Annotated in this window: 20 protein-coding genes; 8 read left to right on the top strand and 12 right to left on the bottom strand. The window is 69.9% G+C overall.

All coding sequences use genetic code 11. From position 1 onward, the window contains the following. Positions 1–55: 55 nt before the first annotated feature. The 4 genes from AC3A57_RS14115 to AC3A57_RS14100 form a co-directional block, all read right to left on the bottom strand. The gene (locus AC3A57_RS14115) at positions 56–2,209 is read right to left on the bottom strand and encodes a hypothetical protein (protein ID WP_487579482.1); all 2,154 of its coding nucleotides are present in this window, start codon (positions 2,207–2,209) and stop codon (positions 56–58) included. Positions 2,210–2,586: 377 nt separating this feature from the next. Beyond that, complete coding sequence (locus AC3A57_RS14110; RefSeq protein WP_487579481.1) at positions 2,587–3,270, bottom strand: hypothetical protein; 684 nt, start codon at positions 3,268–3,270, stop codon at positions 2,587–2,589. Next, positions 3,267–5,078 (bottom strand): hypothetical protein, encoded by a 1,812-nt coding sequence (locus AC3A57_RS14105; RefSeq protein ID WP_487579480.1) that lies wholly within the window; start codon positions 5,076–5,078, stop codon positions 3,267–3,269. Before AC3A57_RS14105 ends, AC3A57_RS14110 begins: the two co-directional genes overlap by 4 nt. A gap of 3 nt (positions 5,079–5,081) precedes the next feature. After that, positions 5,082–7,544 carry a hypothetical protein gene (locus AC3A57_RS14100; RefSeq protein ID WP_487579479.1) on the bottom strand — a complete coding sequence of 821 codons (2,463 nt, stop codon included), beginning with the start codon at positions 7,542–7,544 and terminating at the stop codon, positions 5,082–5,084. Between the two features lie 323 nt (positions 7,545–7,867). Between AC3A57_RS14100 and AC3A57_RS14095 the strand changes: the two genes are divergently transcribed. Together AC3A57_RS14095 and AC3A57_RS14090 are read left to right on the top strand one after the other, a co-directional pair. Continuing rightward, entirely contained in the window at positions 7,868–8,218 is a 351-nt protein-coding gene (locus AC3A57_RS14095) for a hypothetical protein (RefSeq protein ID WP_487579478.1), read from the top strand. Next, complete coding sequence (locus AC3A57_RS14090) at positions 8,218–8,487, top strand: hypothetical protein (RefSeq protein WP_221671255.1); 270 nt, start codon at positions 8,218–8,220, stop codon at positions 8,485–8,487. The genes AC3A57_RS14095 and AC3A57_RS14090 overlap by 1 nt, the downstream gene beginning before the upstream one ends. A gap of 83 nt (positions 8,488–8,570) precedes the next feature. Here the strand turns inward: AC3A57_RS14090 and AC3A57_RS14085 are convergent, their stop codons facing one another. Genes AC3A57_RS14085 through gstA form a run of 3 tightly spaced genes read right to left on the bottom strand, consistent with a single transcriptional unit; the run spans position 8,571 to position 9,831 of the window. Beyond that, entirely contained in the window at positions 8,571–8,990 is a 420-nt protein-coding gene (locus tag AC3A57_RS14085) for a nuclear transport factor 2 family protein (protein ID WP_487579477.1), read from the bottom strand. Between the two features lies 1 nt (position 8,991). Next, complete coding sequence (locus tag AC3A57_RS14080) at positions 8,992–9,213, bottom strand: tautomerase family protein (protein WP_487579476.1); 222 nt, start codon at positions 9,211–9,213, stop codon at positions 8,992–8,994. 12 nt (positions 9,214–9,225) lie between these two features. Next, complete coding sequence (gene gstA / locus AC3A57_RS14075; protein ID WP_487579475.1) at positions 9,226–9,831, bottom strand: glutathione transferase GstA; 606 nt, start codon at positions 9,829–9,831, stop codon at positions 9,226–9,228. A 102-nt stretch (positions 9,832–9,933) separates the two neighbouring features. Between gstA and AC3A57_RS14070 the strand changes: the two genes are divergently transcribed. Then, positions 9,934–10,851, top strand: coding sequence for a LysR family transcriptional regulator (locus AC3A57_RS14070; RefSeq protein ID WP_487579474.1), 918 nt, complete (start codon positions 9,934–9,936; stop codon positions 10,849–10,851). Positions 10,852–10,897: 46 nt separating this feature from the next. Here AC3A57_RS14070 and AC3A57_RS14065 read toward each other — a convergent pair whose 3' ends face one another. The 3 genes from AC3A57_RS14065 to AC3A57_RS14055 form a co-directional block, all read right to left on the bottom strand. Further along, positions 10,898–12,355, bottom strand: coding sequence for a serine hydrolase domain-containing protein (locus AC3A57_RS14065; RefSeq protein WP_487579473.1), 1,458 nt, complete (start codon positions 12,353–12,355; stop codon positions 10,898–10,900). Between the two features lie 123 nt (positions 12,356–12,478). Further along, on the bottom strand, positions 12,479–13,219 hold the full coding sequence (locus AC3A57_RS14060) for a LytR/AlgR family response regulator transcription factor (protein ID WP_487579472.1): 741 nt from the start codon (positions 13,217–13,219) through the stop codon (positions 12,479–12,481). After that, positions 13,219–14,325: a sensor histidine kinase gene (locus tag AC3A57_RS14055; RefSeq protein WP_487579471.1), complete on the bottom strand. Its 1,107-nt coding sequence runs from the start codon at positions 14,323–14,325 to the stop codon at positions 13,219–13,221. The genes AC3A57_RS14060 and AC3A57_RS14055 overlap by 1 nt, the downstream gene beginning before the upstream one ends. 191 nt (positions 14,326–14,516) lie before the next feature. Between AC3A57_RS14055 and AC3A57_RS14050 the strand changes: the two genes are divergently transcribed. Both AC3A57_RS14050 and AC3A57_RS14045 read left to right on the top strand, forming a co-directional pair. After that, entirely contained in the window at positions 14,517–15,251 is a 735-nt protein-coding gene (locus tag AC3A57_RS14050) for a hypothetical protein (RefSeq protein WP_487579470.1), read from the top strand. A gap of 190 nt (positions 15,252–15,441) precedes the next feature. Then, positions 15,442–16,155, top strand: coding sequence for a DUF4386 domain-containing protein (locus AC3A57_RS14045; RefSeq protein WP_487579469.1), 714 nt, complete (start codon positions 15,442–15,444; stop codon positions 16,153–16,155). 295 nt (positions 16,156–16,450) lie between these two features. On the opposite strand, the gene AC3A57_RS14040 is transcribed toward AC3A57_RS14045, so the two are convergent. Beyond that, positions 16,451–16,882, bottom strand: a complete 432-nt coding sequence (locus AC3A57_RS14040) for an H-NS histone family protein (protein WP_487579468.1) — start codon at positions 16,880–16,882, stop codon at positions 16,451–16,453. Between the two features lie 228 nt (positions 16,883–17,110). Here AC3A57_RS14040 and AC3A57_RS14035 point away from each other — a divergent pair, with 228 nt between their 5' ends. From AC3A57_RS14035 to AC3A57_RS14025, 3 genes are all read left to right on the top strand, one after another. After that, entirely contained in the window at positions 17,111–18,664 is a 1,554-nt protein-coding gene (locus tag AC3A57_RS14035) for an amidase (RefSeq protein ID WP_487579467.1), read from the top strand. 243 nt (positions 18,665–18,907) lie between these two features. Further along, on the top strand, positions 18,908–19,543 hold the full coding sequence (locus AC3A57_RS14030) for a tetratricopeptide repeat protein (protein ID WP_487579466.1): 636 nt from the start codon (positions 18,908–18,910) through the stop codon (positions 19,541–19,543). 84 nt (positions 19,544–19,627) lie between these two features. After that, positions 19,628–20,089 (top strand): GNAT family N-acetyltransferase, encoded by a 462-nt coding sequence (locus AC3A57_RS14025; RefSeq protein WP_487579465.1) that lies wholly within the window; start codon positions 19,628–19,630, stop codon positions 20,087–20,089. Positions 20,090–20,631: 542 nt separating this feature from the next. Here AC3A57_RS14025 and AC3A57_RS14020 read toward each other — a convergent pair. After that, positions 20,632–21,285, bottom strand: a complete 654-nt coding sequence (locus AC3A57_RS14020; protein WP_487579464.1) for a glutathione S-transferase family protein — start codon at positions 21,283–21,285, stop codon at positions 20,632–20,634. Between the last annotated feature and the right edge of the window lie 345 nt (positions 21,286–21,630).

Below are 21,630 nucleotides of genomic sequence, written 5' to 3'. Positions count from 1 at the left end.
GAGCGGAACCGCCGCGCCGGACCGCGGCGCGGGTCCGGCGGCGACGGCGCGGCGCTCAGGCCGGCACTTCCAGGAACAAGGTCAGGTCGGTGGCGTCGTCGAGCGCCACCACCTTGCGCGAGTTGTCGGCCATGAAGTAGGTGATCTTGGCGTCGTACTCGGGGTCCTCGCCGTTGGCGATCGGCAGCTTCCAGCTCTTTTCCTCGTCGCCGGGCTTGAAGCGCAGGTCGATGCGCTTGGGCCCGTGCGACAGGGCCACGCTGACCATCTTCAGATCGTCCCAGTTGAGCAGGTCCGGCACCACCGCCACTTCCAGCGCGTCCAGCTTCTTGCCGACCAGCACGGTCGAGCGGGTAGCGACCTGTTCGGGCTCTTCCTTGCTGGTGCCGTCGGCGTACAGGGTGGTGACCGCGTACTTGACCGTGCCCAGGGTCTCTTCGACCACCGGGAAGGCCCAGTCGAACGAAGTCATGTCCTTGGACAGGGTGATCACGGTCTTCTGGCTGTACTTGTTCGCCGTGTCCTCGTAGCTGCCTTCCACCGTGATCGAGGCGATCTCGTTTTCCAGGTCGCCGGCGGCGCGGAAGCTGACCGTCTTCTGGGCGGTGAACGGGTCGTCGATGTACAGCTCCTTGGCCTGCTGCGCGCCGCTCTTCCTGATCTGGCGGCCGTCGGCCAGCGAGTACAGCAGTTCGTACTCGATGTCCTGGGTGCGCGGCACGCCGATGATCTTGCGCAGCTGGAAGGTCGGGGTGTCCTTGGTCAGGTTGAACTTGGCCTCGACCGGCTGCTTGCCGCCCTTGTAGCGCACGGTGACCTGGGTGCGCGGCACCTGGGCGAAGTCGATGTCGCCCGGGCCGATGTCCAGCGACAGCAGGCCGAGGTCGTCGACGTTGATCACCAGGTTGGTGTCGTCGGTCTCGATCTCGGGCGACTGGTGCTTGAACGCGTTGCCCTTGTAGTTGACCGTGTAGGAGTACTTGAACTTGCGGATGCTCTGGTGGACGAAGGCCTCGAACTTGGCCACGTCGTCGGGGCTGGTGAAGGTGAATTCCTGCACCTTCTTGTTCGGGCCGTGCGGGTAGTTGATCTTGACCTCGACGCTGTGGATCGGCAGGTTGGCGAAGTCGGCGTTGACCCGCATGTTCACCCGCACGGTCTTGAGGAACTCGTCCAGGTTGATCTTGGAGTAGTAGTTCTCCCACTTCAGCGGCTTGTTCTTGCCGTCCTTGAGCGAGGTGATGGTCGGCAGCATGCCCTGCGGGATGCGGTTGACGATCACCGCCTTGGCCTCGCTCCATTCGACCCGCACATTGGCGATCTGAGTCTTGCTGACCGCGCGGCGGATCTTTTCGAAGTCCTGGCCTTCCTGCAGTTCCTTGATGTTGGGGTCGACCTCGGCGATTTCCTTGAGCAGGTTGCGCTGCACCGCCGCTTCCAGCTGCTTGTTGATCGCCGCGCGGATGTCGGCCTCGAGCTTGGCGTTCTCCTCCGGAGTGCCGTTGGGCGCCTGGACGAAGTCGAAATGGGTCTTGGTGACGTCGTTCTTCCAGCGCGTCGAGCTGACCATCTCGCTGTAGGCGTCGTCGCCCCAGCAGTTTTCCTTGACCGTGACTTCCTGGGCGAAACGGTAGAACTCCGATGCGTTCCAGGTGCCCCAGGCCTTCATTTCCGGCAGGCGCATGTAGCAGTTGAGCTTGTACACCACCTGCACCGCCGAGGCCGAGCCGGTGCTCAGGGTCTCCTTGAAGATCGCCGTGCCCAGCTCGCTCAGCTCGACCATGAACGAGGCCTTGTTGTCGCCGTACAGCGAGGGCTTGCCGGCGCCGCGGATCTTCTCGACCAGGGCGCCGCCCTCGGTCAGCAGCAGCTCGACCGTGCCGTCGGTCCACAGCACCGGCGCGATCACCACCTTGGGCGGGGTCTTGCCCTTGTACTTTTCCGCCAGTTCCTTCTGCAGCTCGGCGACGATCTTCTTCTTGTCGTCGGCCGGGATCGACAGGTCGGTGTCGAAGGCGATGAAGCCGCCGAACTTCTTGCCGCCGTCCTCGCGGATCTGACCGTATTCGACGAAGCGCAGGGCCAGGTCGCCGTTGCTCATGCGCGCGAAGGTCGGCCCCTGCGGCAGGATGTAAAAGGTATGGTCGTTGGCATCGTCGCCGTGTACGAAGTAATCGCCGACGCTTCTGCCGCTGTCGAGTTTCATCATGGACCTGCTCCTTATCCGATAGTCCGCCGCGCCCTAGTCCGGGGACGCGTTGCGTTTTCCTGTCGCCGCGGCGCGAATGCCGCGGCCCCTTGCGATCCGGTCGAACCTTGCAAACGCCGCCGGCGATCGCGTCCGGACAACGGTTTTTTCCCTGGTTTTTCTCTGTTTCGCGGCTCCGCCTGCGCGGCGTCGGCATGCCTTCCCCCGCCGCGCGCCGGTCGGCGCACGTTGGTTTTCGAACAAGCGATCCCGGCGCGGCCGGCGACGGCCGCGTTGCGTTCGCCTGCTTGCTGCGGCTCAGGCCGCGGGCGCAATGGCGCGCCGATAAAGTCCGCCGCTGCGCGCGCGACGCTGGCGCGCGGGCCGCGGCGCAAGGGTCAACTTCGCGGCAGGCCCCAGTCAGCCGCGTCCGCCGCGTACCAGTGCGTCTTCGGCGCCGGTCGCGCACCGATGTCGTCCTGGCGGTAGTCGCTGCGCGCGACCGCGCTCGATCCTGCCTCGCCCGCGTCGCTGCGCACACGCAGTTCGTATTCGCTGGTTTCGCTGGACGAAACCGTGCTTTCGCGCTGGGCCGGGGCGAGGTCGGCGATCAGATAGCGGATCGTCAACCAGCCGCGCTGGCCGGACAGCGCCTTGCGCGCCTTGTCGAGCTGCTCCCCGGCCAACATGGCGCTGAACGCGGCGTGGTACGGCGGCGCGCCCGAGGAGCGGCTGCTCGCCAATTGCAGATAGCCGCCCTGGCCGTCGCCGATCAGCAGCACCGCATCGCCGACCTCGACCGGCGCCGGGTACAGCCGCACCTGTTCCGGCGCCAGTTGCGAGCGCGCGGCCAATTCGGCGCGCAGCGCGTCCAGACGCTCGGCGCCGACGCCCCAGATCGCGGTCAGCGACAGCATCGCCATCGCCCCCACCGCGACCAGCGAGAACTGCGCCCGGCCCTGGTTGTCCGATGCCAGCGCCGGCGCCTTGGCGCGGTAGTACCAGCTCGCCGGTTCGTCCGCCGGCGCCACCAGCACGCCGGCGATTTCCTGATATTCCTCGTGCGCGGGATTGCGGATCATGCTCCTGCTCCGACGGTCGTCCTTGGGATTTGGCTGCTGCGCAGGCGCAGCGGCGTATCGGGTTGCAGCACCGGCGACCACGGCGACTGCGGCGACCAGCGCCAGCGATAGCCGCTGCGCAACGGCGACAGCGCCAACCACTGCCAGCTCGCCTGAGCCGCCTGCCGGCTCAGGCGCAGGCTGCGCCGGCGCGCGGGATCGTCGATGCGGTCTTCCGGGGCCAGTTCGATCAACAGTTGCGGCGCGTCGTCGTCGAACTCGGCGCTGATGGCGAGTTCGCGCGCGCCGGCGCCTTCGAAGCTGAAGGCGTCCAGGCGCAAGGCGTCGGCCTCGACCGGCGCCAGAACGCAGCTGCGGTCGTCGGCATGGGCGCGGGCGAGGCCGCGGATCGTGGCCTGCTCGAGGTCGGGCGGCAACGCGAAGGCCAGGGTCGGCGCATCGCGGTCGAGCCGGCCGCGCGTCGACCAGGATTGGCCCCGGCGCAGGCCGGCGCATTCGAGTTCGATATCGGCCTGATCGAGAAAGGCGGGTTCGGCTTCGACCGCAATCAGGCGCAGGCCGAAGTCTTCTGGCGCGACCAGCAGGTGCTCGCGTTCGGACTGCCGCCAAGGGCCCTTGAAGACTTCCGCGCGGCCTTCGTGCAGCAACACCGCGGCGGTCTGCCAGGAATAGCTCAGCGGCTCGCTCGGCGACAGGCGCAGGTCCAACCGCGCCGGCCGGTCGCTCCCATCCAGCGGTGCGGAGGCCTTGATCGTGAACGGCCGCGACGGCAACCGCGGCGGCAGTTTCACTTCGACCTGGGCCTGGACCAGGCCGACCCGCCGCTCGGGCAGATTCGGCCGCACGGTCAGCGCGCGCCAACCGCTGCTCAACGCGCGCACGTCGTGGCGGCGCACCACCGCGTCGTGCATCGCCGCCGGCATCGTGCGCAGCGGGCCGAGCGGATCGGCTTGGATCGGGAACAGGCGCGGGGCCAGCATCGGCTCGGCTAGGTCCCAGCGCACCCGCCCGGCGGCCATCGCCGCCGGATCGAACACCAGGCGCACGCCCGGCGCCGCATCGGCCGGAGTCGGCGCCGGCGCGGCGAAGCGCGCGGCGATCCGGTCGAGCAAGGCATCGGCCAAGGCCTGCGGCGACCACGCGCCGGCCGGAATCTGCGCGCCGAATCCCAGGCTCTGCGGCGCGTCGGTCAGGCGCGCGCGCAGCAGGTCGCGATCCAGCGCCAGCTGGCCTGCGCCCAGCTGGCGCACCGCGCTCAGCACGGCGGCGGGGTCGAACTCCAGGCTCAGCGGCAGGCGCTCGGCGACGCCGCGCACCCGCAGCCAAGCCTGCGCGCTCACCGACAGCAGGCCGCGCTGCAGCGCAGCGACGAACAAGTCGCTGGCGGCGCTGTCCAGGCGAACCGCCAGGCCCAAGGCGCCGAGGGAGGCGGCATCCAGCGGCAGCAATTCGCCCAACGCCGGCGGCAGGTCGAGGGCGTCGACCGCATCCAGGCGCAGCCAGCCGCCTTCGGCCGGCAAGGCCGACAGGGCGAAGTCCTGACCGGCATCGAAGGCGGCCTGGCGTGCGCCGTCGAGACCGAACTCGGCGGCGAACCCCAGCGACAGGATCGAGAAGCGCTCCAGGCCCGCGCGGCCGCGATCCTGCTGGAACAGGTCCAGGCGCAGCGGCGGCTCGGCGTCGGCGCCGCGGGCGACCAGTTCGGTCGGCGGCAACGAGAAGGCGCCGGGGCGGTCGTAGACGGCGAACGCGAGGCGTTCGCCGATGTGCATCGGATTGCGCCAGTCGGGACGGCCGGAGAAGGACATGGCTCAGACCGCCGTCAGGAACAGGCGCGCCGCATCGACGTGGCGCCAGGCGGTGGCCGGCGCGCTGCGGCCGGACTTGTAGACCACCGTCTGGCGGTAGTCGTAGTAGCCCTCGCTGTCGCGGCGCAACAGGATGTCCATCAACGGCACCGGCACCTCGACCTCGGCCCGCAGGTTGGCGGCGTTGAGGACGGCGCTGCGGTTGCCGCGGAACTCGACGATGATGCTGTGGATCTCGCCGTCCGGCTGGCCGGCGTTGAGCAGGATGTCGGCAGCGGTCTCGATCAGCACCGGGCGCACGGTTTCCTGCTCGATCGAATCGTCGAGCACGTACTTCATGATCGCCTCGCCGTCCGGCACGCTGCGCACCGAGCCGGTGTCGAAGATCGCGTCGGCCGGCAGCGTGCCCGGCGGCGGCGCCAGCGGCTGCACGGTGAAGGCCACGCGCTGCTCGGGTTCGATCTCGATCGGCTGGCTCAGGTCCAGCCCGTCGATCCGGCCCTCGACCAGGCTTTCGCCGCGGCTGATCCAGGTCGGCAGGCGCTGGAAGCGCAGCTTGCTTTCGGTGGCGTTGATCAGCTGCACCGCGACCGCGCCGGTCTGCGGATCGGGCGTCTCGATCGACTGGAACATCTCGCCTTCCATGTCGGCGAAGTTAAGCCGCACCGGCACGGTCACGTTCTCGTTGACGCCGCTGCTGACCACCACATGGCCTTGCAGCAGGTTCGAGTTGGAGGTCGTCATCAGCACCGCCACCGCCTCCTGGAAGGCGGCGAACTCGAAGCGCTCGTTGAAGGTGAAGCCGTTGTCCCAGTCGATGGTCGCCGGCACTGCTTCGGTGCGCACGCCGCCGTTGCGGTTCAAGGCCAACTGCAGGGTCGAGGACGCGCGCAGCAGGCGCAGTTCGAACTCGCGCTGCGGATTGTCGGCGCTGGCCGGCACCTGCGCGGCGAGTTCGCGGCGCGCGGCGAGCAGGCGTTCGCCGTCGGTGACCGGACGCACTTCGCAGGTCAAGTCGACCATCACATCGTCGGGGCTATCGCCCTGGTCGACCCGGAACACCAGCGAGGGCGCGTGCGGCGCCTCGCTGCGGCGCGCCAGTTTGAACGCGTCCGGCAGGTAGTAGATGCGGCTGGGATCGGACAAATCCTGGAAATACGGATGGCTGCGGCCGCTGCCGGCCGGATAGCGCAGCGAATGCACCACCCAGCGGCTGGCGCCGGGGTTGTTGCGGCTGCCCGCCGGATAGACGTAGGGATGCAGTTGCGGGTCGAAGAACAGGGCCACCGCCCAGTCCTGCGACTGATTGCTGGTCTGGTAGCGCGGTTCCTGCGGTTGCGGTTGCGGTTGCGGTTGCGGCTCGGGTTGGGGCTGGGGACGCGGACGCGGCGGCGGAAATCCGATGCCACCGATGCGGCCGCGTCCGGGCAAGGGACGCCCGCCCGGCAGTCCGCCGGCGATGCCGCCGCCGGGCATGACATCGCCGATGCGCACCGCGCGCGCGGCAGCGACGCCCGCAGGCGCCGGCGTGTCCGCATGCGCCGCCAACGTCGCCGGCGCGGCGATGCCCGGCGCCATCCGCACCGCGCCGCCGGCGCGCAACACGCTGGCCTTGGAGAACTGCATCTGGCCCTTGACCATCATCAACTGACGCTTGGGCGTGTCCGGTGCGGTCGCCGCCGGCAGCGGCACCGCCACCGAGAACGCGCGCGACACCAGCAGCCGCGCCTGCGCATCGGCCGACATGAAGGCGCGCAGCAGGCCGTCGCGTTCGGCCAGGCCCATGCGCAACAGGATCATGCAACCGCCGCGCGGGTCGTCCTGGATCTCGGCCACCGGCACGCGCTGCTCGATCGCCGTGCCCGGCACCCGGTAGGCGATGCTGGCCTGGCGCGTCAGCGGCAGTATCTGCGCGGTGCGCGCGGCCTCGGCGATCTCTTCGGCGGGATAGGTTTCCAGCGCGATGCTGACCGTCCACAGGCCGTCCTGGCCCAGCGCGACCCGGACTTCGTACTGGCCGCCGTGCTGGCGCAGGCGGTAGCGCGGCAGCCAGTAGCGCTGCTGCGGGTTGTGCGGATCTTCGTACAGGCAACGGTCGTCCGGCGCGGCGCTGGGGCTGATCGGCTGCGGCGACTGCGCGCGCGCGAAGCCGGCGCCGGGCGCGGTCGCGAACAGGTCCGGGCGCAGGTCGTTCAAGCGCGGACGCAAGCCGCGGCCTTCGATCTGCGCACGCAATACCGCCGGATTCACCCGCAGCCCCGGCACCGCCGGTCGCATCCGCAACTCGCCCGCCGCGGCAGGCGGCGCGGTCACCGACACGCCCGGCGGCGGCCTCGGCGCGGCCGGCGGCGGCGCCGCCACCACCGCAGGCGGCGGAGTCGCCGGCGTGGCCGGATGCGGCGCCGCCACCGGCGGGCGCACGCCGGCGAGGATCTGGTTGAGATTGAGCAGACGGCCTGCGGGCATGCGGATCTCCTTGAATCAGCGACAGGGCGCTGTCCGGCCGGGCGCGAGCGCCAGGCCGTCGTCCTTGGGTCTGTGGGTGCGGGGTGCGCTTTGCGGCACCGATCACGTTCGAATCAAACGCGCGTGCAGTTGCGCGGCGGACATTTCAGGAATGAAACGTTTTGCGCCAGCCCGGCCGGATGCCCTCGACGGCGCCCGCCGGCCCCGCCCGGTCCGCGTTGCGAACGCCCGTCCGCGCTGGTTAGCATCGCCGGGCAGCGCCGGGGATGAGGTCTGCATCGCGGTGCTGTCAGTGCTTACACATCACGCGAACAGGGGGATGCATGAACAGGATTTCGATCGCGATGGCGGTTGCGTTGGCCATGGCCTGCGGCCAGGCGGTGGCCGGAGAAGAGGTGTACGGCGTCGACAAGGATCTGGGGGTCGCGCTGGAGAAGAGCGTCGCGGCGGTGGAGAAAGCCGCGGCCGTCCACGGCACCTGCGTGTCGCGCTATCCGTCGCTGGACAGCTGCGAAGAATCGAAGAAATTTTCCGGCTACTTCCAGTGCGTGGCGATACGCGCCAATCACAAGGGCAGTTGCGCCAACAAGCCCTCGGACCTGGACAATCTGATCAAGGCGGCCAACGGCCTCAGCGGCCCCGCGGCCAAGGCCTTCCTGGCGGGAGGCCGGTGATGCGGTCCCGTTCCCGATGGGCCCTGCCGCCGGTCGTGGCGGCGCTGCTGGCGCTGTCGGCGCCGGTCCACGCCGGGGTTGCGGTGACCGGAGACGGCGCCACGCTGGACGAGGCGATGGCGAACGCGACGCGCAACGTCGAGGCGGCGGCCAAGGCCGCCCGGCGCTGCGTCAGCACCTATCCCAGGCCCGAGACCTGCGTCCAGTTGGCCGACGGCCGGTTCCGCTGCCGCGGAGTGCGCGCCAAGCACAAGGGCAGCTGCAACTGAGCCTGTGTTGAAGCGACTTGGACGGCCCGGCCGATCGAACGGCCGGGTCGTTCTCGTCATTGCCAATGCTGCGAAGCCGGCTGCTATGAAGTCTGTTGCGACGAATTCGCAGCGGCGACGATTTCGTCGTAGTGGAACACCTTGGACACGATCCACCAGCGCCCATCGAGCTTGAGCCAAGTCAGCAGATCGATGAAGCGCCGCGGTCGCAGCGTGCATTCGGCGCGGACCAGGGCGGTGACCGGACCGAACAGTTCGATCGAGACGATGCGGTCCTCGCGCGGTTCGCCCTTGCCCGCCGGCGCGGTCCGCGCATCGATCACCGGCCAGTACTCCGGCATGCTGCGGGCCAGCAGCTCGCCGCCGCTGGCGGTGGCGTACAACGCGCATGGGTGCAGCACCCGGCGCAGGCGCGCGCTGTCGCTGTAGTACAGGCCATCGAAGTAATCCTGCATCGCCGCGCTCAACGCGGCGCGTTCGGCCTGGATCTGTGCGGGCGACATGTCAGCGCTCTGCGGCCGTCGCCGCGCGCTCGGCGCGCAAGGCCGCGACCGGCCGCCCGGCCACGCCCCAGTTCTCGGCCTCGACCTCGTCGATCACGACGAAGGTGGCGGCCGGGTCCTTGTCGAGCACCTCGACCACCATCTGGGTGGCGCGGCGGATCAGCTCGGCCTTGCGCGGCGCGTCGAGGCCGTCGCGGGTGACCTGGATCAGGATGTAGGGCATCGAGGCTCTCCGTCAGGCCGCCAGCAGGCCTTCGGCGCGCAAGGCCGCGGCCACCGCCGGGCGTTGCGCGACCCGGGCCAGGAAGGCCTGCAAGCGCGGCAGGTCGCTCAGGTCGAGCGCCACCTGCGGCGCCCAGCGCGCGACCGCGAACAGATAGGCGTCGGCGACGGTGAACGCCGCGCCGGTCAGATGCTCGCCATCGAGCCGGCTGTCCAGCCATTCGAACTTGGCCCGCAGGCTGGCGCGCAGAGGCTGCCGGGCGGCGGCATCCAGATCGGTGCGGAACAGCGGGCTGAACGACTTGTGCAGCTCGGTGGCGACGTAGTTCTGCCATTCCAGCACCCGGTAGCGCGCCAGCCCTTCGCGCGGCAGCAACGACTGCGCGCCGGCGCGCTCGCTGAGGTACTGGCCGATGATCGGGCCCTCGCTGAGGCGTTGGCCGTCGGCCAGCTCCAGCAGCGGCACCTGGCCCTTGGGGTTGATCGCGTAATAGTCGGCGCCGGCTTCGGTGGCATGGCGGGCGGTGTCGACGCGCTCCAGGGCGAATTCGGCGCCGGTTTCGCGCAGCAGGATATGGCTGGCCAGCGAGCAGGCGCCGGGCGAGTAGTAGAGCTTCATGCGGCTTCCTTGTGGACGGGGAACGACAGCCGGCATGCTATTGATGCGCCGCAAGCGTATAAACGCGTCCGAAATCAATTCATAAGTTACATGACGTAAACCATGAGCCGACAGTTCGACGCCCTCATGCTCGGCAGCATCGAGCTGTTCTGCCTCTGCGCCGAAGCCGAAAGCTTCACCGCCGCGGCCCAGCAGGCCGGCCTGACCCCGGCCGCGGTCAGCCGCGCGGTGGCGCGGCTGGAAGCGCGCCTGGGCGTGCAGCTGTTCGTGCGCAGCACGCGCCGGGTGCGCCTGACCGATGCCGGCCGTCGCTATCTCGGCCATTGCCGGCTGGGCCTGAACCAACTCGCCGAAGCCGAGCGCGAAGTCAGCGGCCAGCAGCGCGCGCCGGCCGGCAAGGTCCGGCTCAGCCTGCCGACGCCGGTCGCGCATCACTTGCTGCTGCCGGCGCTGGCGCGATTCCGCCGCGCCTACCCGGAGGTGACGCTGGACATCCAGCTGAGCAATCGCAACATCGATTTCACCGCCGACGGTTTCGACCTGGCGGTGCGCGGCCGCACGCCGCCGGATTCGGGCCTGATCGTGCGCAAGCTGTTCGAAGCCGCGCTGGTGGTGGTGGCCGCGCCCGATTATCTGCAGCGCGCCGGCGTTCCGCGCACGCTGGAAGACCTGGCCGCGCACGACTGCCTGCAATTCGTTCTGCCCAGCAGCGGCCAGGCCGTGCCCTGGCAATTCCGCCGCGACGGCCGCGACCTGGACCTCGACACCCGCGGCGGCCTGCACTGCAGCGACGACTTCCTCGGCCCGGCTACGCTGGCGCGCGCCGGCGCCGGGTTGCTGCAAACCTATCGATTCGTCGTCGCCGACGATCTCGCCGACGGCCGGCTGCAGGAGGTGCTGGGCGAATACGCCGGCCGCTCGCGGCCGTTCTCGCTGGTCTATCCCAGCGCGCGCCACGTGTCCTCGCGAGTTCGCGCACTGATCGATTTCCTGGTCGCCGAGTGGCCGGCGCAGGTCTGAGCGGCGCTCAGCGCGGCCAGCGCCCGCCGCATCGCCGCGCGCGCGCTCACAGCCGCAACTCCAGCACCTTGTCGCCGCTCAGCTGCGCCAGGTAGCGACCGTCGCTTTGCGCGCGCAGGTCGTACAGGCCGAACGGCGTGACCAGCGCGGCGCGCGCCAGGCCGCCGCCGGCATCGAGCGCGATCGCCTGCAGGCGCGGTTGCGTCCACGCCGAGGCCTTGGCGAAATGGGCGCGCAGGACCGCATCGGCCTCCAGTTCGCCGACGCAGCGTCCGCGTTCGAGACGGAAGCGGATCGCGCCGGCGAGCGCCTGTTCGCCCAGGCGGCCGCCGTAGCGGCGCTGGGCCAGCGGACACGCCGCCGCCGGCAAGCCCGCGGGCGGCGGCTGAAACGGCGCCGCCAGCATCATCGCGGTGGATTCGATCGACGACACCCACTCCGCGTTCGAGGCCACGCTGGCGGCGATCGCGCGCTGCGGCCACAGCACCAAGGCCGCGCGCGCGCCTTCGGTGATCCCGGCGTGGTGGACGATGCGCGCGCCGTCCAGATCCGTGCCCAGGCGCCAGCCCAGGCCGAGCCGGTAGTCGCGCTCGCGTACCGGCCGGCCGTCGTCGAATCGCAGCGGCTGCTGCAGGGCGGCGAAACTGGCCGGCTTGAGGATCTGCCCGCTCATCAGCCGGCCGCCGAAACGGGCCAGCGATTCTGGCGTGCCGGCGAGGCCGCCGCCGCCCCACGAGTAGCTGTGATCGCGCGGCCGTTCGACCCGTTGCGCCGCGCCGCCTTCGAGCTCGTACAACTGCGATTCGCGTTCGCCGCGGCCGCCTTGCTCGGCGCCGATGCTCAGGCCGGGCACGATTTCGCGGCCGAGGTAATCCAGGAACGGTTCGCCGGCGACGTCTTCGACCGCCGCACCGACCAGGGTGTAGCCATAGGAGGAATAGTGGTACCGGCTGCCGGGCGCGCTCAACAGCGCGCGCCCGGCGAACACGCCGACCGCCTCGCGCTGGCTGGCGTAACGGCGACCGTCGCGGCCGACGCCCTCGTCGCCGGCCTGGTAGTGCGGCAGCCCGGCCACGTGCGCCGCGACCTGGCGCAGATTCATCGGCGCCCAGGCGGCGGGCAGCCACGGCAGCCGCGACCGCAACGGCGCGTCCAGGTCGAGCTTGCCCTGTTCGGCCAGTTTCGCCGCCGCGGTCGCGGCGATCGCCTTGGACACGCTGGCGAAACGGAACACGGTGTCGGCGCGCACCGGCTGCCGGGCCTGGAGATCGCGCCAGCCGGCGCAGCCGATCCACGCCAGCTCGCCGTCGCGCCACACCGCCGCGCCCATGCCGGGCACGCCGTTGACAGCGAGCAGCGCGTCGAGCAGGGACTGGGCGGTGACCGCAGCGGGGTCGGTGGGCGCCTGGCCGCAGTCGGCCCAAACGGGCGACACAACGGCGGACAGCGTCGCGGCCAGCAGGCAGGTGGCCAGGGAACGGCGGTTGCGGCGCAGACGGATCATGCCGGTAGAGCTCCGTGGAAGGCTGGCCTTCACTGTAGGAGCCGGCGTTCGCGGCCGCAGCGCTTTTGGGATGGGCCGTGCGCGCGCTGAGGCGAACCGGTGGACCCGGCCCGACCCGGCCGCTCAACCGGTACCGGCGCCGTCGTGCAAGCGGGCCAACAAGGCGTCGATGTAGGTGCGGCTGACCCGCAACGGCGTGCCGTCGTGCAGGCGTGCGATCGCGTCGCGGTTGGGCAGCGCCTGCAGTTCGGCCACGCAGTCCACGCGCACGATCGCCGAGCGGTGCACGCGCACGTAGCGCCGCGGGTCCAGGCGCTCGGCCAGCCGATGCAAGGGTTCGCGCAACAGATGACTGCGCCCGCCGATGTGCAGCAGGGCGTAGTCGCCGTCGGCCTGGATCCATTCGACCCGGTCGGCCTCGACGTACACCGCGCGCCGACCGACCCGCACCGCGAACCGGCGCAGCGGCGCGACGGCCGGCGCAGCGGCGCCGGCGCCTTCGCGCTCGCGGCGGCGCCGACGCGCGCGCTCCACTGCCTCGTCGAAGCGCGCATCGTCGATCGGTTTGAGCAGATAGTCGACCGCCTCCAAGGCGAAGGCCTGCACCGCGTACTGCGCATGCGCGGTCAGCAGGACCGCCAGCGGCCGCTGCGCCGGCGCCAACGCGGCCAGCCATTGCAGGCCGTTCCGGCCCGGCATCTGCACGTCGACGAAGGCCAGGTCGACCGGCGCGACCATCAGTCCGGCGCATGCCGATTCGGCGTCGGCGTACTCGCCGGCGAGCATCAGGTCGGGATGGCGCGCCAGGCGCTGGATCACTGCGCGCCGCGCCAACGGTTCGTCGTCGATCACCGCCACCCGCATCAGCGCGCCGCCTGGGTGTCGGCCGCGGCCAGAACCGGCTGCAGCGGCAGGCGCAGACGCACCCGGTAGCGGCCGTCGCCGTCGGTGCCGGCTTCGAACGCATGCCGCTGCGGATACAGCGCTTGCAAGCGCTCGCGCACGTTGCGCACGCCGATCGTGCCGCCCGCCGGCGCCGGATCGGCATCGCCGTCCGCCGTCGTGGCCGGATCGTTGACGATCTCGATCCGCAAGGCATCGCCATCGGCGGCGATGTCCAGGTCGATCCGACCCGGCGCGGTGCGCCGGGCGATGCCGTGGCGGACCGCGTTCTCGACCAGCGGCTGCAGCAGCAGATACGGCACCCGCGCCGACAGCACGCCGGCGCCGATCCGCCGGCGCAATCGCAGCCGTTCGCCCAGTCGGGCATGCTCGATTTCCAGATAGGCCTCGGTCAAGGCCAGCTCCTCGGCCAGGCTGACCTCGTGCCCGCGCCCGCCGTCGAGGGTGGCGCGCAAGAACTCGCTCAGGCGCGCCAGCATCCGCTGCGCCTGCCCGGCCTGCCCTTCCCCGATCAGGGCCGAGACCGCATTGAGGGTGTTGAACAGGAAATGCGGTTGCAACTGATAGCGCAGCGCGGTCAGCTCCGCATCGCGCGCCCAGGCCTGCGCCTGCGCCACCCGCTCGCGCTCGCGGCGCAGTTGCACGGCGTAGGCGACCACCGCATGGATCGCGCAGGCGGCGACCAGGCTGAGCCAGGTGCCTTCCAAGCCGCGCAAGCTCATCGACCAATCGAAGTGCGGCGGCAGCGATCCGCGCGCGAGCAACGGCGGCAACAGCAACAGCCAACGGCTGGCCCAGGCCATCAGGAAAGTCGCCGGCAGCAGCATCGCCGCCGTAGTCGCCAGCGACCAGCGCTGCCGCAACGCCCGCTGCAAGGCCGTCAACGGCAACAGCCAGAGCGCGAACGCCCACAGGTACATGGTGCGCGATGCGCTCGCCGGCCCCTGGCCCAGGATCGGCACCGCGCTCAGCAGCAGGCAGGCCGCCAGCGGCAGCGCCGCGAGCAAGGGCAGCCAAAACGGCGGCTCGTCGTCGCGGCGGTGCAAGTCGTCGGCAGGGGCGTTCATCGGATCGGCGGCACCAATGTCACACGGGCGTCGGCGCCCATCATGCCAGCGCCGGCGGGCGCGCCGGACCGGTATACCGCGGCGCCGGCCATCCCGGCGCGCGAGACCCCGACCGAAGCGGCCAACCGTGCCTCCGTCGCGCCGGGACGGTGGGCCCAGCCGGCCGGACGCTGCGCTCGCTGCCGAGGCCGATGTCGCAAGCCGATGACGCTACGACCGGTGCGCTATCCCGACGACGCCTCGCCGCCGCCTCGTCGGCGGCGCCCGAGCCGCTTGGCCGTCCCAACCCCGCCCGCTACCATGCGCGCATGTCGACGCATCGGACGCAGAACGGCGACGAAGGCCATGTCGTCCACCTCGTGCCGCGGCTGGACGCCGCCACGCCGCCGTCCGCAACGCCACCGGAGTCGTTGCGCTTCCCGCGCCGCATGGGCGCAGCGGGACGGACCGGGTTCGCACTCTTGAATCTTGTCGCCAGCGCCGGCGCCGCCTGGGCCATCGTCCGATTGTGGACCGACGAAACTCCCGGTTGGTGGTTCAACCTGATCTTCACCGTCCTGCTCGCCTGCCTCGCGCTCGCGCTGTGGGCGGTCCTGGTCGGCTCGATCCGACAGGCGGCGCTCGAACGCCGTCTCGAAGCGCTGTGGCGCGAAATCGGCCCCACCGCGGTCGCGACCGCCGGCCAGGTGACCGGCCGACGCTGGGTGCTTGCCGAAGACGGTTCGGTGTCGTCCTTCGCCCTGGTGGTACGGCTCGCCGACGGCCTCGCGCTGCAAGCCCGGTGGAATCCGGACAGCACGCGCGAATGCCTGCTGCAAACGCAGGTGCCCGGCGTCGGTGCGCAAGCGCGGATCTGGCGCGTGCCCGACGCCGCGACGGATGCGCCGGCGGTGGTCGAGGTCGCCGACCCTTCCGTGGTGGCTTGAGCAGTCGGCCGCTTCGGTCGCGGCGCAGCGGGCAGCTCGCTTGCCAACCGGCGCGGGTGCGCCCTGCTGCTGGCCTGCCGACCCGCGTTCGCCGCATCGGCGCGCGCGCCGCCCATGCGACTACTGACGATCGGCACATGAGCGCGCAGCGCCGGGTTGCCTAGCCTGTGCGCACTCTCGGGAGGGGCGAATGGGCACGATCAGGCGCGACGCGTTGACAGCGGGACTGCTCTACCTGTTGCTGGTATTGGTAGCGCCGATCCGGTTGGTCTACATCCCCAGCCAGTTGTTCGTGAGCCAGGACATGGCCGCGACCGCCGCCAACATCGTCTCGCATGCCGGGCTGTTCCGGCTCGGCATCCTGAGCGATCTGTTCTGCGCGACGCTGGAGGTTTTTCTGACGCTGGCGCTGTTCCGCCTGTTCAAGGACGTCGATCGCCGCCGCGCCGTCCTGATGGCGGTGTTGGGGCTGATGCCGGTGCCGCTGTATTTCGCCAATGCGTTCAACGACGTCGCGGTGGCGCATCTGCTCCTGGGCAGCGGAGCGTCGGCCGGTTTCGATGCGACCCAGACGACCTCGCTGGTCGGCCTGGCCTCGGCTCTGCACGACGCGGGCATCAACATGCTGCAGATCTTCTGGGGCGCCTGGCTGTTCCCGTTGGCGGCGCTGGCCTGGACATCGCGCCTGGTACCGCGTCCGATCGCCCTGTGGCTGGGATTGAATGGCGTCGCCTATCTCGCCCTGAGCGTCACCGGCCTGGCGATGCCGTCCTGGGGCAAGACGGTATCGCTGCTGGCCTTGCCGTTCCAGCTAGGCGAAGTGGCGTTCGTCGTCTGCCTGTTGTGGCGCGGCATGCGCGGCCGCGCCGTCGGCCAAGCGCTGGCCCGCGGCGACCAGAGTTAGATGCCTTGCAGCGCGGCGGCGGCCGCCCCGCGTTCGTACCGACAGTCGCCCGGTTGCAGGCGCGCGCGCCGGATTCGAGCGCCTGCCCGCTCGGCGCCGAATGGGCTTCGCGCCGGTTGAACGCCGGCCGTGGAGGAGTGGATGCGCCAAGCGCGGCGAGCGTCGGCGGTCTGCATCGACGACTATCGGCGCGCGACCATGCGAGTCGCGGTCGCACGGCTCCGACGCCGTCGGTCGCGGCATCAAGGGCCGGAAACGAGGCCCGCGCGCGCTGATTCGCGCATCGGGATCTGGGTCAGCTCTTCTTGACCAGCGTACGCCGGCCGATCGGACTGTTCTTGCGCGCCGTCGGTTTGGCCAGGCCGGGGATCAGGAAATCGGCGACGCTACGACCGTGCTTGGTCTTCTGAGCCAGCCAGCGCGGCATCCGCCCTCGGCCCGACCAAGTATTGCGCTTATTGTCCGGGTCGCGGTACTTGGCGGCGACCTTGCTCGGCTTCTTGCTCGCCTTTCTCCGCGGGGCTCGCTTCTTGCGCGAAACCTCGGCCGCAAGCGGTTCCCCATAGAGTTCTTCGATCGTATAGCCGTATTGCGCGGCGAGCGCGATCGCCTTCCGACGAACCAAAGCGACAGGGCGACGGCTGGATAACAGCTTCCTGCGCCGCTCCGCGGCTGCCAGAAGGGAATTCAGTTCCGGCAGGCTGAGCTTCTCGATATCGATATTCATGCCGCGCAGGGTCCGGCCATAGCTATCGGCCTGTCAAGCAATAACGCGATGGCCGGCGAAAATCCGCTTCGGAGCGGAAACTTCGGCCCATTACGCCGGGCAAGCCGGACGCGACTCGTTGCGGCCGCTTGCGTTTTCGCTAGAATTCGGGGATCGCGGGACAAGCCGGCAAGCACCAGGGGCGAAAACACCCTTGGCCGCAGTCCACCGACCTACACACGGGGCATTATGAACCCGATTGGCGGGCCTGATTCTCCTGGGGCGCCAGACGGCGCTGCGGCTTCGTCCTGCGATTCCCCCATTGCGTCTGCGCGCAATGGCCTCGCGTCGCAAGAGCTGGCTTTTTCGTCGGCGACCGACCTGGCGCAACTGATTCGACGGAAACAAATCAGTTCGCTCGAGCTCACCCGATACTACATCGAGCGCATCGAACGGCTCGATAAAGCCTTGAATGCCGTGGTGGTGAGGGATTTCGACCGCGCGCTGGAAGCGGCGAAGTCGGCCGACGAGTCTCTGGCGCGGGGACAGCGGTCGGGGCCGCTGCACGGCGTCCCGATGACGATCAAGGAGTCTTTCGACGTGTCCGGGCTGGCGACGACCTGGGGCGTGCCGGAGCTTCGGGACCACCGCGCCCAGCACGACGCCGCGGCGGTCGAACGCCTGAAAGCGGCCGGCGCCCATGTCATGGGCAAGACCAACGTCCCGCTGCGGCTCGGCGACTGGCAGAGCTACAACGAGATTTACGGCACGACCCACAACCCCTGGGATACGCGCAGATCGCCTGGCGGGTCCTCCGGCGGATCGGCCGCCGCGCTGGCGGCCGGCCTGACCGGCCTGGAATTGGCTTCCGATATCGGCGGCTCGATCCGCAATCCGGCTCATTTCTGCGGCGTGTATGGGCACAAGCCCACTTTTGGCATCGTGCCGACGCTTGGCCACAATCCTGCGGGCGTCGTGTCCGCGCCGGACCTGAACGTCGTCGGGCCGATGGGGCGGAGCGCGGACGATCTGGCCCTGGCCCTGGAGGTCGTCGCGGGTCCCGACCGGTTCCGGTCGCCGGGCTGGAAGCTGGAGCTTCCGGCGCCCAGAGCGCGCACGCTGCGGGGCCTGCGCGTGGCGATTTGGCCGCAGGAGGATTTCGTCGCCACCTCCGTCGAGATATCCGATCGCGTGCAGGAAGTCGGGGAAACGCTCGCCCGGGCCGGCGCGGCAGTCTCCGATCTGGCGCGGCCCGAGTTCGATCCGCGCGAGTCGTACAACACGTATCTGAACCTGCTGGCGTCGGCAGGGCTCGCCAAGCTTTCCGATGAATACTATTCCCTGGTCCGCAAGGAGGCGGCGGCGCTCGATGCGAACGACGAGTCGCCGTCGGCGGTGCTGATGCGAGCGCGCGTGCTGGATCATCGAAGCTGGGCCGATCACGATGACGCGCGTACCCGCCAGCGATTGCGGTGGCGCGCGTTCTTCGACGATTGGGATGTGGTGATATGCCCGATCTGCGCCACAACGGCCTACGAACACGATCATCGCCCCAAGCCTGAGAGAGTTCTCGCCGTCGACTCGGCGCGGACATCGCATTACGAGCACTACTTCTGGGTAGGTCTCGCGACCGCCGCGTATCTGCCGAGCACGGCCTTTCCCAGCGGATTGTCGCGCGATGGCCTTCCGATCGGCCTGCAGATCATCGGTCCGGAGTACGGCGATCGGACCACCATCGAAACAGCCCGCCTGATCGCACAGGAGTTGGGCGGTTTTCGCGCGCCGCCCGGCTTCGGCGCTTGATCAGCGGCGGCGGTCGAATGGACCGGGTCTCAAGGCCGGCTGGTCGCTCCCGAAGCGGAACTAAAACGTCCGCGCGCAGACAGGACGCGATGGCGGGCCGGGCGCCCGGCCGGCTTGGCTGCCGGCGCCGGACGTGACAGGCTATGGAGCGGGCCAATGCACAGGGATATGCGCGTGCTGAAAGCAGGCGATCTGATCGCAATCGAACGAGCGGATGGCTGGTCGGCCGTCAAGATCCTGGCCATGGACACGTGGCCCGACGGGTCGAGCGCGGCGCATTGCCTGATCTATCAGCCGGTGCCGGCGAAGCCCAGCCTGGCCTCGCTGCGCCAGGCGCCGGTGCTCGCCTTCCACGCGCCGATCGACGGCGGCAGCTTCGGCGAGGAGTGGCAACGCCTGGGCAACGAAACTCCGACGGCGCAGGAACTGTCCGGTTTCGTCGAGTACCTCCGGCTCACCGATTTTCCGCGCTACCTGGAGTTCACCGGCCAGGACGCGGCGCAGATCGTCGGCGCGGCCAACCGGCACTACGCGCAGGCCAACGCCCTGGCCGAACAAGGCCGCAGGCAGGACGCCATCGCCGAATACGGCCGCGCGATCGAGCTGTTCCCGCTGTTCTTCGAGGCGATCGACAACCGCGCTTTCACCGAAATGGAGCTCGGCCGCTACGACCGGGCGCTACCGGATTTCGAGCGCTCGCTGCAGGTCAACCCCGACGGCACGGCGGCGTTCTTCTCGCGCGGCGAATGCCTGATGCAGCTGGGCCAGCTCGATGCGGCCGAAGCCGTGTTCGAGCAAGGCCTGGCGCGCTTTCCGGAACAGCGCGACCTGTTCGCCGAATTCCTCCATCGCGTACGCGGCTTGCGCGACGCGCCCTGACCTGTACCGCCGCGGCCTGGGAAGGCCGGCACCGGCGCGGGGGCGCTCCTACCCGCATGACGGCGATAACCTGAACCGCTAGCCTTGGCCCGAATCGAGAGACTGCCGATGTCCGATGACCCCGCCGATGTCGTGCTGCTCGCGCACTTCCCGTGCGTCGACGACTACTGCCGGCTCCGCCGCGAGAGCGGGCTGTCGCCGCGCACTGCGACGGCCGCCGCGCGGGGCCTGGCCAACACCCTGTACGGGGTGAGCCTGATGCATGCCGGAGCGGTGGTCGGCATGGGGCGGATCATCGGCGACGGCGGCTGCTTCTACACCATCGTCGACATCGCAGTGGCGCCGCGCTGGCAAAAACGCGGTCTTGGAAAACGCATTCTCGATGCACTGGACCAATGGTTGCGCGCCAACGCCGAGCCCTCGGCCTACGTGAACCTGGTCGCCGACGGCGATGCCAGGCATCTGTACCGGAAGTACGGGTTCGTCGACAGCGCGCCGCATTCGATCAACATGGCCTACTCCGTTCCAGCGCCCTCGCTGTCCTGACCTGGACCCGCAATCGGCCGATCTGCGTGCGAATTCGATACCCGCCCGACGCTTGCGCCTTGCGCGAAAACGCGGCCGTCGTGCCTCGGACTCGAAGCGCGGCCGCCCGGCTCGCCGCCGGCAGCCGCGAACCGGGCGAGGCCGGCTGCGGGTTCTTCGGCGACGCTCTGCGCCGTCCGGACGTCGGCCGGAGGCCTGGGCTTGGTCGGGCGTCGCGGATGGAAGAGGCCGCCGCTTGATGGGCCCGGACTGGAACGCGTTCGCGGCGCTGTGCCGGCAGGAGTTCGTGACTTGCGAGTTCCAGGCCGAACTCCTGCAAGCCTGCGCGGGAAACCAAGACATCGCGTGGGTCGTCTACTCCCATTGCCTGGGCGACGCGCTCGCCTGGATGCGCCGATCGATTCCGGCTTTGGGCGGAAAGATTCCGGCATCGCTCATAGCGGCCCAGCGGGGGGACGAAGTCAGGCACTGTCTTTGGTCGATGCCCCGCTAGCCGGTGCCGTGCGGGTCGGCGCCCAGCCGTTCCGCCCGGCGACCGAGGTTCAGCCGGGCTGCCTCGGGCCGGCATTGACCGCCCACTGCGCGGCGAACGCGCGCAGATAGGCCGGCCGCGCCTCGCCGCGGGCGACATAGGCGGCCAGGCGCGGGAATTCGTCGAGCAAGCCCGACGGCCGCAGCCGCAGCAGCACCGACACCATCATCAGGTCTCCGGCGCTGAAGCCGTCGTCCAGCCACGGCGATCCGCCCAGGCGTTCCGACAGCTGGCCCAGGCGCTGACGAATCCGGTCCTGCACCAGGGGCAGGCGTTGCCGCGCCCACGGCCGGTCGCCTTCCTGGATCTTGGCCACCGCCAGCTCGAAGATCGGCGGCTCGACCGTGTTGAGCGCGGCGAACATCCAGGCGACGGCGCGGGCGCGCGCATCGGCCTGGTCCGGCAGCAGGCCGGGATGGCTCTGCGCCAAATGCAGCACGATCGCGCCGGTTTCGAACAGGACCAGCTCGCCTTCCTCGTAGGTGGGAATCTGGCCGAACGGATGCAGGCGCAGGTGCGCGGGCTGCTTCATCGCCGCGAACGACAGCAGGCGCACTGCGTAGGGCCGGCCGACTTCTTCCAGCGCCCAGCGCACGCGGGTGTCGCGCGCCAGGCCCTGGCCGCCGTCGGGCGAACGTTCGAAAGCGGTGATGACGATGCTCATGGCGTAATGCTCCGGCCGAAGTCGAGGGGCGGGCGACCTTGCTGCCCTTTGCCTGACGACGAACCGCCGGCCGCGAATTCGACAACGGCCGTAGCGCGCTACCGGGCGATGTCGGCGCCGCCGGCGACCGTACCCGCGCTGCGACCGGCTTTCGCCACAGAATCCGCAGCGCCTGCCGCATTCACATGCAACTCGGCACGGCCCTTCCTACGGGCGATGTCAGGCTGAGCATGGCGCTGGCACGTCTTCGCCGGCCGAACCCGACTGGCCCTCCTCCTTCGCTGCCCTGACTTCCGGACGAGCTGTAATTCAGGGTCGCGAATCACGGTGCCGGTGGGCGTGAGC

The sequence above is a fragment of the Lysobacter sp. Soil_C_15 genome, assembly GCF_057657315.1.
Note: the sequence above shows the minus strand (reverse complement) of the source record. Positions and strands in the feature narration are given on the sequence as shown.

Bases quoted from the DNA above. Each gene is read 5' to 3' on its own strand.
- AC3A57_RS14040 (WP_487579468.1), bottom strand. From the start codon at position 16,882: ATGAATATCGATATCGAGAAGCTCAGCCTGCCGGAACTGAATTCCCTT.
- AC3A57_RS14060 (WP_487579472.1), bottom strand. From the start codon at position 13,219: ATGCGGGTGGCGGTGATCGACGACGAACCGTTGGCGCGGCGCGCAGTG.
- AC3A57_RS14100 (WP_487579479.1), bottom strand. From the start codon at position 7,544: ATGCCCGCAGGCCGTCTGCTCAATCTCAACCAGATCCTCGCCGGCGTG.
- AC3A57_RS14065 (WP_487579473.1), bottom strand. From the start codon at position 12,355: ATGATCCGTCTGCGCCGCAACCGCCGTTCCCTGGCCACCTGCCTGCTG.
- AC3A57_RS14045 (WP_487579469.1), top strand. From the start codon at position 15,442: ATGGGCACGATCAGGCGCGACGCGTTGACAGCGGGACTGCTCTACCTG.
- AC3A57_RS14080 (WP_487579476.1), bottom strand. From the start codon at position 9,213: ATGCCCTACATCCTGATCCAGGTCACCCGCGACGGCCTCGACGCGCCG.
- AC3A57_RS14030 (WP_487579466.1), top strand. From the start codon at position 18,908: ATGGACACGTGGCCCGACGGGTCGAGCGCGGCGCATTGCCTGATCTAT.
- AC3A57_RS14115 (WP_487579482.1), bottom strand. From the start codon at position 2,209: ATGATGAAACTCGACAGCGGCAGAAGCGTCGGCGATTACTTCGTACAC.
- AC3A57_RS14070 (WP_487579474.1), top strand. From the start codon at position 9,934: ATGAGCCGACAGTTCGACGCCCTCATGCTCGGCAGCATCGAGCTGTTC.
- AC3A57_RS14105 (WP_487579480.1), bottom strand. From the start codon at position 5,078: ATGTCCTTCTCCGGCCGTCCCGACTGGCGCAATCCGATGCACATCGGC.
- AC3A57_RS14035 (WP_487579467.1), top strand. From the start codon at position 17,111: ATGAACCCGATTGGCGGGCCTGATTCTCCTGGGGCGCCAGACGGCGCT.
- AC3A57_RS14020 (WP_487579464.1), bottom strand. From the start codon at position 21,285: ATGAGCATCGTCATCACCGCTTTCGAACGTTCGCCCGACGGCGGCCAG.
- AC3A57_RS14055 (WP_487579471.1), bottom strand. From the start codon at position 14,325: ATGAACGCCCCTGCCGACGACTTGCACCGCCGCGACGACGAGCCGCCG.
- AC3A57_RS14095 (WP_487579478.1), top strand. From the start codon at position 7,868: ATGAACAGGATTTCGATCGCGATGGCGGTTGCGTTGGCCATGGCCTGC.
- AC3A57_RS14050 (WP_487579470.1), top strand. From the start codon at position 14,517: ATGTCGCAAGCCGATGACGCTACGACCGGTGCGCTATCCCGACGACGC.
- AC3A57_RS14110 (WP_487579481.1), bottom strand. From the start codon at position 3,270: ATGATCCGCAATCCCGCGCACGAGGAATATCAGGAAATCGCCGGCGTG.
- AC3A57_RS14090 (WP_221671255.1), top strand. From the start codon at position 8,218: ATGCGGTCCCGTTCCCGATGGGCCCTGCCGCCGGTCGTGGCGGCGCTG.
- AC3A57_RS14085 (WP_487579477.1), bottom strand. From the start codon at position 8,990: ATGTCGCCCGCACAGATCCAGGCCGAACGCGCCGCGTTGAGCGCGGCG.
- gstA (WP_487579475.1), bottom strand. From the start codon at position 9,831: ATGAAGCTCTACTACTCGCCCGGCGCCTGCTCGCTGGCCAGCCATATC.